Raw genomic sequence first — 1,481 nt, 5'->3', positions numbered from 1 at the left:
GACGACGACACCAGCTTCGCGCCGTCCATCAAACGCTCAAAGTCATAGGTCACGGTCTTCGCCGAAATCGCGCCATTGGTGCCTTTGATGATCAAATCCGCCGCCTCAGTCCAGCCCATGTGCCGCAGCATCATTTCCGCCGACAAGATCAGCGAACCCGGGTTGACCTGATCCTTGCCGGCATATTTAGGCGCAGTACCGTGGGTGGCCTCGAACATTGCCACGGTGTCGGAGAGATTGGCCCCCGGCGCAATACCAATACCACCCACTTCCGCCGCCAGCGCGTCAGACAGGTAGTCACCGTTGAGGTTAAGCGTGGCGATCACATCATATTCCGCCGGGCGCAGTAGAATCTGCTGGAGCATGGCATCGGCAATCGCGTCCTTGACCACCACATTCTTGCCGGTCTTCGGGTTTTTGAACTGCATCCACGGGCCGCCGTCGAGCAGGGTCGCGCCAAATTCTTTTTCGGCAATACCGTAGGCCCACTCTTTGAAGGCACCCTCGGTGAACTTCATGATGTTGCCTTTGTGCACAATGGTCAGCGAATCACGATCATTATCCACTACATATTGCAGGGCTTTGCGCGCCAGGCGCTCGGTGCCTTCCTTGGAAACCGGCTTGATGCCAATGCCACAGTCCTGGTCGAAACGGATCTTGGTAACGCCCATTTCTTCCTTGAGGAACTTGATCACCTTGATGGCTTCCGGCGAACCGGCCTTCCACTCGATACCGGCGTAAATGTCTTCGGAGTTTTCACGGAAGATGGTCATATCGACGTCGCCAGGCTTCTTGACCGGGCTGGGCACGCCTTCAAACCAGCGCACCGGGCGCAGGCACACATATAAATCGAGCTGCTGACGCAGGGCCACGTTCAGCGAACGGATGCCGCCGCCAACCGGCGTGGTCAGCGGGCCTTTGATGGAAACCACGTAATCCTTGACCGCATCCAGGGTTTCCTGGGGCAGCCAGGTGTCCTGGTCGTAGACTTGAGTCGCCTTCTCGCCGGCATACACCTCCATCCAGGAGATTTTGCGTTTTCCGCCGTAGGCCTTTTCAACAGCTGCGTCGACCACCTTGATCATCACCGGGCTGATGTCGACGCCAATACCGTCGCCTTCTATATAAGGGATGATCGGTTGGTCAGGAACATTGAGAGAATGGTCTGCATTGACGGTGATTTTGTCGCCGACTGCCGGAACCTGAATCTTCTTGTATCCCATGCTGAACTCCATCTATGGATTGAACATCTGGCTGCGTTCGAGCCTACTCCAGATAAATGGCGACTGAAACCTCACGCCATGCTCATTTGCATCGAAAACAGCATAATTTGTCGCCTACAAGCCTGAAAGCAAAGACAAAATCGCCAATCTTGAGCACATCGTGCGACTTTGGTCGCAGTCTGGGACCTGCGACCTTTAGACCAATGGACGACACACCTTTTGTATGAAGGCTCGGCGTAAGCATAGCGACCTATGTAT

At 55.2% G+C, this 1,481-nt stretch carries 1 protein-coding gene; it reads right to left on the bottom strand.

Translation table 11 applies throughout. The annotated features are described in order from the left end of the window. Positions 1–1,223 (bottom strand): NADP-dependent isocitrate dehydrogenase (gene icd, locus FEM54_RS32470; RefSeq protein ID WP_138454271.1); only part of this gene is annotated, 1,223 nt, incomplete at its 3' end. Positions 1,224–1,481: the final 258 nt, after the last annotated feature.

Origin of the sequence: Pseudomonas edaphica (genome assembly GCF_005863185.1) — a bacterium.
Lineage (GTDB): Bacteria > Pseudomonadota > Gammaproteobacteria > Pseudomonadales > Pseudomonadaceae > Aquipseudomonas > Aquipseudomonas edaphica.
This window is presented reverse-complemented; position numbering and strand designations above follow the sequence as displayed.